Origin of the sequence: Pseudarthrobacter sp. CC4 (genome assembly GCF_048957775.1) — a bacterium.
Lineage (GTDB): Bacteria > Actinomycetota > Actinomycetes > Actinomycetales > Micrococcaceae > Arthrobacter.
On record NZ_JARCCZ010000056.1, the window covers coordinates 1 to 6,740 of the forward strand.

Sequence of the window (6,740 nt, forward strand, 5' to 3'; positions counted from 1 at the left end):
AGTGTGAGTGCCGTTCACCGTCGGGCAAATGACGGAGGCGGCTACTCCCGTCCCATGAATACCCGTGCATGCCAGTTAAAATGGAAGGTGTTCCGAGAACCCTATTGGAGCCATCCCGAAGTGAGATGGCCGACGCCTCGCTTGGGGTGGAGCATTCGCCAGGCCGTTTGTGCAGTATGACGTGAACAGGGAGCGCCATGGGCTATACCCGCTACTACTTTCCTGGCCTGAGGGCGACTGCCGAGGTAATCGCTGATGCGCGCATGATCGTGGCAGCATCAGGCCGTAACCATCTGCGGCCCGAACGGCCAAGGACTTTCCATCATCCCTGAGCATTAGGCTATCCGGTTGAACGGCCTCAAGGCTGCCGGCAAAGCATTCGAAACATTCCATCTGCGGAGCGCCAGGAAGCTCGGATATCCAAGGATGACTGGGTCTAGTAAGACTTGGAACCGGCCTTAGGACGAGGTAGTTACAGCGGTCTTGATAGCCGCTGCCGTCCGGGCGCTGAGATCGAGAACGGACCTCGTCATGAGCGACGGGCTTTGGGATGACTGGACCGCCGGTCTCCATCTGTTCGAGAGTGCGGTGCGGCCACTGGCGCACCAAGACAAGATCGGACTGGAGCTCTACATCGAGCGGATGCGGCCGGAGTCTTTCCTAGCTGACTGCTCAGCGTCACCGCAGCTCCTAGCCCCGCAGCGCACCCAGCCCCGAAATCAGCGCCTCGAGCCCCAGACTGAAAGCCGCATCCGCGGGGGACCGGTCGTTATTCGCCGCACTCCGCACGGCGGCGGTGAAATGAGGCGTCGAGCCGGCCATCGTGCCCGAATCGAAAATATCCGCCGGTGCCGTGACGTCGTATGCGGAGCCGAAGATAAAGGACTCCAGCGCCACGATCGAGGACACCACCCGATCCTGTGGGAATCCGGCGTCGAGAAATCCCTTGCTCACGGTCTCGTACATCGCCAGCGTCTGCGGCGCGTCCGTCACCGGAAGCACGGCAATGACCGGAATGAGCGGCGTATGCCGGGCGAAGACATTCCGGTAGCTCCACGCCCAGCTTCGTACCGCCTCTTCCCAGGGAGCCGAGCCAAAATCGGACACATCCACCAGTGAGGTCAAATGGTCCTCCACCAGGAGCAGGACGTCCCTTTTCGAGGCCACATGGTTGTAAAGGGCCGACGGCGCCACGTCCAGTTCCTTGGCCAGGCCCGCCATAGTGAGGCCGTCGTAGCCCTTGCGGTTGATGAGTTCCAGCGCCGCCGCCGTGATCCCCGCCTTGTCCAGCAGTGCGGCGGACGGCCGTCCCGCACGCCTCCTGGCCCCCGCATTTCCAGTAGGGGTCCCGGAATTCCCCACGGAGCGTCCCTGTACAGCTGGTCCTGCCGGCATCACTGGCCTTTCGTCGGTGGTCTCCAGCATTATTCCATCCGGCACTTCCGGTCCCGGAGCCAAACAGCTATAGTTCTCATAAATGAACGTCATTCATTTACTGGTTCCCGGCAAAGGAACCCAAGAGAGGACATCATGCTGAACCTGAACCGCGACGTCGTGGTCGTCGGAGCCGGGCCCTCGGGACTCACCGCAGCCCGCGAACTGAAGAAGGCCGGCCTCAGCGTCGCCGTGCTGGAGGCCCGCGACCGCGTAGGCGGCCGCACCTGGACCGACACCGTGGACGGGGCCATGCTCGAAATCGGCGGCCAGTGGGTTTCCCCGGACCAAACCGTGCTCCTGGACCTCCTCCAGGAACTCGGCCTCCGGACCTACCCGCGCTACCGGGAGGGCGATTCCATGTACATCGGCAAGGATGGCATCCCGGTCCGCTACGCCGGCGACACCTTCCCCGTGGACCCGGACACCGAAGCCGAAATGAACAAGCTCATCAGCCTGCTGGATGGCCTCGCCGCCGAGATCGGCCCCACCGAGCCCTGGGCCCACCCCAAGGCCCGGGAACTGGACACCGTCTCCTTCCACCACTGGCTGCGCCGGCACTCCGCGAATGAAGAGGCCTGCAGCAACATCGGCCTCTTCATCGCCGGCGGCATGCTCACCAAGCCGGCCCACGCCTTCTCCGCCCTGCAGGCTGTGCTGATGGCCGCCTCCGCGGGGTCCTTCACCCACCTCACGGACGAGGACTTCATCCTGGACCGGCGTGTTGTGGGCGGCATGCAGCAGGTCTCGCTGCTGCTGGCGCAGGAGCTGGGGGACGACGTCGTCCTCAACTCTCCGGTGCGTACCATCAACTGGGAGCCGGACGCCGACGGCGGCCACCGCGTCACCGTCGAATCGGACCGTGCCACCGTCAACGCCCGGTTCGTGATCATGGCGGTGCCGCCCAACCTCTACTCGCGGGTCTCCTTCAACCCGCCGCTGCCGCGCCGCCAGCACCAGATGCACCAGCACCAGTCCCTGGGCCTGGTCATCAAGGTCCATGCCGTCTACAGCCGCCCGTTCTGGCGGAACTCCGGCCTCTCCGGCACCTGCTTCGGCGCCGGGTCCCTGGTCCAGGAGGTTTACGACAACACCAACTTCGGCGATACCAGGGGCACCCTGGTGGGCTTCGTCTCCGATGAAAAGGCCGACGCCGTCTTCGAGTTGGGTGCCGACGAACGCCAGCGTGCCATCCTGGAGTCGATCGCCGGCTTCCTCGGCGCTGAAGCGCTTGAGCCCGAGGTCTACTACGAGTCTGACTGGGGCTCGGAGGAATGGACCCGCGGCGCCTATGCCTCCAGCTACGACCTCGGCGGGCTTCACCGCTACGGCAAGGACCAGCACGTGCCGGTCGGACCCATCTACTGGTCCTCCTCCGACCTCGCCGCGGAAGGCTACCAGCACGTGGACGGCGCAATCCGGATGGGGCTCCGCACCGCTGCCAGCATCCGCGAAGCAGCGAAGTTGCCCGTTCCGGCCTAAAGCGGGACCGGCCCGGCTGGAATGTAAGCATGCTTACCAATAGGCTGGCGGTGGGGAGCGTCCCCGCACGCAGACGAATGAGGTGAGACATGACCGACACCGGGAGCATCAGCAAGGTTACGGACATCATCAACCACTCCCACATCGGGATGTTGACTACCATCAACGAGGAAGGCGCAATCGTCAGCCGGCCGCTCGCCGTCCAGGATGTTAAGGACGACGGCGACATGTGGTTCTTCACGGGCCTCGGCACCTCACAGGTTGCGCATGTCCGGGCTGACCCGCGCGTCAACGTTTCCTTTGGCAAGAACACCGAGTGGGTTTCCGTCGCGGGGACCGCGGAGGTGGTGACGGACCGGGCAAAGATCCGTGAAATGTGGAACCAGGCTGTCGAAGCGTGGTTCCCCGACGGACCGGACACCCCCGAGGTGTGCCTGCTCCGGATCGACTCCGACTCAGCCGAATACTGGACCAGCCCCGGCGGAACGGCCGCCACGGTGCTCCAGTGGGCCAAGTCCAAGGTCACCAACAGCCGGATGAGCGTCGGCGAGAGCGGCACGGTGGAGCTTTAGTCCAGCTCCACCCTTTGCAGCGCTGCGAGAACCTCCGGCAGCAGGAGATCATTCCGTCCCCAGGCGGGATCGAAGACCTCCACGTACCAGGAGTCGGACAGCAGCAGGGCCAGGGCATCGTTGGTTTCGTCCGCCCAGTCCTGGACCTGCTCCTCCTCCACCGGATTTTCGCTTGACCCGAGGACCGTGGTCACTTCTGTCCCGGCCAGGGTCACAGGTATTGCTGCGCTGCTGGCCTCACCGGGAGCATGGGCCACCGTCACCAGTTCCGTGCGGGTGGACAGGGCCAGCAGCGCAGTGGCCGCGGCGGCGGAGCAGAATCCTGTTACGTACTGCCGCTGCGCAGCCGATTCGGTCCTGATGCCGGGCTGGGACTCCTTCGTGAAAATCCCGTTTCGGTTCAGCTCGGCGAGGGCAGCAGCAAGCGGCCGGGTTTCATCGTCGAAGCCGGGCGCGAACGTGCCCGGCTGGTACTGGCTTGCCCCTTCCAGCCACCGGGCGGTCAGCTCGCCGGCGGCCGCAAGCGTCGTGGCCTGCCGCCAGACCCCGCGGTCTTCCAGCAGCCGGCCGAACTGGTCACGGGTTGGCAATTCCTGAGGATCCATCTTCGGATGCTATCGCCGCTGCGCGCTCCGTTCCATGGAGGCGACACAACGGGTAACGTCCGGCCCTAAGCCTGCTCGGCGGGGATGCCTGCTGCCCTCTCGGCGGCGGCGAGGGTGGCACCGAGGCTGGTGACGGCGTCGGGATACCCCTGTTGGGGGGCCATGCGCAGCGCCTCAGCCTGCCGCATTGCCTTGATGAGGGCGGAGGTTTCCGGTATCCGGACATCGGTCAGTGCCGGGTAATCGATCAGGCAGGCCGGATCCAGCTCGTACCGGCGCCACCGCGCGATCAGTTCGTCGTGGCGCGCCTGCGCTTCCTGGTGCGCGGCCACCTGCTGCAGGGATTCCCGGCGGCCGCTGCGCCACGCGAAGTACCGCGGGCTGCTCCGGTACGCAGCCACTCCGGCAGCCACACCAGCACCGCCAAGGAACAGTCCTGCCCAAGGGGATATGAACGCCGGGATCAGCAAGGCGGGAACAGCCACGCATGCGCCCAGGAACAGATCCCAGAAGAGCTGGTCCGACCGTTCAGCATTGTCCTCCCGCGCGAGGAGGGAACGGCGCCGGATGACAAAGACCGTGGCCGCCACGCTGGCCACCAGCACCAGGCCGCACAAAACCACCGCACCTGTCCCCTGCAGCACGCCCTGCACTGCGGCTTCCGCCATGTCTGACACCTTGCACCTCCGGCATTGAAGGCCCGGACAAACAAACCCGGGTGGTTCTTCCATTGCAACGTTTTCCGGCCGCCCGGTCAATGGCCGGAACCCCGGGTTCAGGGCACGCCCGGAAGTCCCTTTCTGCCCGGGGCAAGGCACCGTACCGTGGGACCATGAGAATCAAAATGTGCAGCATCCACGTCAAGGACCCGGCCGCCGCCCACGCCTTCTACACAGGGACCCTGGGCTTTGAGACCCTGATGGCCATGCCGGAGTACAACCTTTACATCATCAAGGACCCGGGCGCCGGCAACGGATCTGTCGGGCTGCTGCTGGAGCCCAGCGACAACCCCATCGGCGCCACGTACATGAATGCAGTGCACGACGCCGGGCTCCCCGCCATAGTGTTCGGCGTCCCGGATGTGCAGGCTGAGTACGAGCGCCTGCTCGCGGCCGGGGTCAGCTTCAAGAGCGGCCCCACGGAAGATCCCTCCGGGATCAGCGCTGTGTTTGACGACGGCTGCGGGAACTTCGTCCAGCTGCACCAGGACTGACGCCTCCTGGCGGGGTAGCCGTGAGGCAGGCCTGCCCTGACAAGCCTAGGTTTTGGGCGGTTATTCGGCCTTGGCGCGGGCCTTCTTGGCTTCCTTCTTGGAAGCTTCTTCCTTGACGCGCTGGGCCTCGGCCCGGACGGCGGCGTGCGTGGCGCGCTCGGTGACCAGCCACTGCGGGGGAGCCTGGAGCAGCGCGGTGATTTCCGCCGTCGTCAGCGCTTCCTCGACGCCGCCACGGGCCAGCCCGCTGATGGAAACGTTCAGCTTCTGCGCCACCACCGGGCGCGGATGCGGGCCGTTGCGTCGCAGCTCGGCGAGCCACTCCGGCGGGTTGGCCTGGAGCTCGGCGAACTCGGCACGCGTGATGGTTGAATCCTGGAACTCCTGCGGTGTTGCGGGCAGATAGATGCCAAGTTTCTTGGCAACGGTGGCCGGCTTCATGGACTGGGAGTTTGCAGAGGTCATGCTTCAAGGGTATCCGGGCGGACGGTACTGTGAAGACGTGCCCTCCGACAACATCCCCCAAAGCCCTGCCCCCGCTGAATCTCCGGAGCAGGAGGCACCCCGCGTGCTCCGGTTCGCCTACGTGGCCGGCGTGACGCCCGGGAAGTGGATCCGCCGCTGGGAAGAGCGCGTTCTGGATGTCCCGCTGGAGTCTTTTATGTCCGACGACGGCGCGCAGGTTGAAGTGCTGCGCAACGGTTCCGCCGAGCTCAGCTTTGTCCGGCTTCCCGTGGAGCGCGAGGGCCTGAACGTCATTCCGCTCTATGAGGAGCAGCCGGTGGTGGTGGCGCCCAAGGGCCACGAAATTTCGGTCTTTGAAGAGGTGGCCCTCGCGGACCTTGGCGAAGAAACCTTCCTGGACGTGGCGGAAATGGGCGGGCCCGAAGCTGCCCTTCAGGTGGTGGCCTCAGGGGCCGGCCTGGTGATCCTGCCGATGTCCGTTGCCCGGCATTTCAACGTCAAGGACACCGTGGCGCGGCGGCTGACAGGCGCCCCGGGCACGGAAATCGCCTTGGTGTGGCCTGCGGATTCCACGGACGAAGTGATCGAGGAATTCATCGGGATCGTGCGCGGCCGGACGGCGCAGAGTTCCCGCCAGCCTTCGGCGCAGCCCACGAAGGTAAAGAAGGATCCCAAGCCGGACCGGCGCGGAACCGGAGCCAAGAAGGCGCCCAAGGTTGCCCAGCGGTACGCCCCGAACCCGGACAAGGGCCGGGGCAAGGGCTCCCGGAAAAAGGGCAAGCGCTAGCCTGTACTGCACAAACGCAGGGAAGGCCGGCTCCGTGCGGAGCCGGCCTTCCTTGCTGTCACGTCCTAGGTGTTGTGGGGCCTAGGTGTTTTTGACGTTCCCCGCGGCGTCGGTGGCGCGGTCTTTGACGTCGGTGGCGGCGTGTTGGCCTTCGGTTTTGACGTTTTGGGCGGCGTCGGTGG

General features: G+C 65.4%; 8 protein-coding genes. 4 read left to right on the top strand and 4 right to left on the bottom strand.

Features of this window, described 5'->3' with window-relative positions; all coding sequences use genetic code 11:
- Positions 1-690 precede the first annotated feature (690 nt).
- Positions 691-1,395 carry a TetR/AcrR family transcriptional regulator gene (locus PV768_RS21610; RefSeq protein ID WP_416235570.1) on the bottom strand — a complete coding sequence of 235 codons (705 nt, stop codon included), beginning with the start codon at positions 1,393-1,395 and terminating at the stop codon, positions 691-693.
- 135 nt (positions 1,396-1,530) lie between these two features.
- Here PV768_RS21610 and PV768_RS21615 point away from each other — a divergent pair, with 135 nt between their 5' ends.
- Both PV768_RS21615 and PV768_RS21620 read left to right on the top strand, forming a co-directional pair.
- The gene (locus PV768_RS21615; protein WP_321214923.1) at positions 1,531-2,916 is read left to right on the top strand and encodes an NAD(P)/FAD-dependent oxidoreductase; all 1,386 of its coding nucleotides are present in this window, start codon (positions 1,531-1,533) and stop codon (positions 2,914-2,916) included.
- A gap of 89 nt (positions 2,917-3,005) precedes the next feature.
- Positions 3,006-3,488 (top strand): pyridoxamine 5'-phosphate oxidase family protein, encoded by a 483-nt coding sequence (locus PV768_RS21620; protein WP_421094181.1) that lies wholly within the window; start codon positions 3,006-3,008, stop codon positions 3,486-3,488.
- Here PV768_RS21620 and PV768_RS21625 read toward each other — a convergent pair.
- Positions 3,485-4,093 carry a DUF6919 domain-containing protein gene (locus tag PV768_RS21625; RefSeq protein ID WP_157240040.1) on the bottom strand — a complete coding sequence of 203 codons (609 nt, stop codon included), beginning with the start codon at positions 4,091-4,093 and terminating at the stop codon, positions 3,485-3,487. The genes PV768_RS21620 and PV768_RS21625 overlap by 4 nt on opposite strands.
- Positions 4,094-4,158: 65 nt before the next feature.
- Positions 4,159-4,761 (bottom strand): hypothetical protein, encoded by a 603-nt coding sequence (locus PV768_RS21630; RefSeq protein ID WP_421094182.1) that lies wholly within the window; start codon positions 4,759-4,761, stop codon positions 4,159-4,161.
- Positions 4,762-4,925: 164 nt separating this feature from the next.
- On the opposite strand from PV768_RS21630, the gene PV768_RS21635 reads away from it, so the two are divergent.
- Entirely contained in the window at positions 4,926-5,306 is a 381-nt protein-coding gene (locus PV768_RS21635) for a VOC family protein (RefSeq protein WP_421094183.1), read from the top strand.
- Between the two features lie 60 nt (positions 5,307-5,366).
- Here PV768_RS21635 and PV768_RS21640 read toward each other — a convergent pair whose 3' ends face one another.
- Entirely contained in the window at positions 5,367-5,771 is a 405-nt protein-coding gene (locus PV768_RS21640; protein WP_157240034.1) for a DUF5997 family protein, read from the bottom strand.
- Between PV768_RS21640 and PV768_RS21645 the strand changes: the two genes are divergently transcribed.
- Positions 5,734-6,558: a LysR family transcriptional regulator substrate-binding protein gene (locus PV768_RS21645; RefSeq protein ID WP_321214929.1), complete on the top strand. Its 825-nt coding sequence runs from the start codon at positions 5,734-5,736 to the stop codon at positions 6,556-6,558. The two genes, PV768_RS21640 and PV768_RS21645, sit on opposite strands and share 38 nt — an antisense overlap.
- Positions 6,559-6,740: the final 182 nt, after the last annotated feature.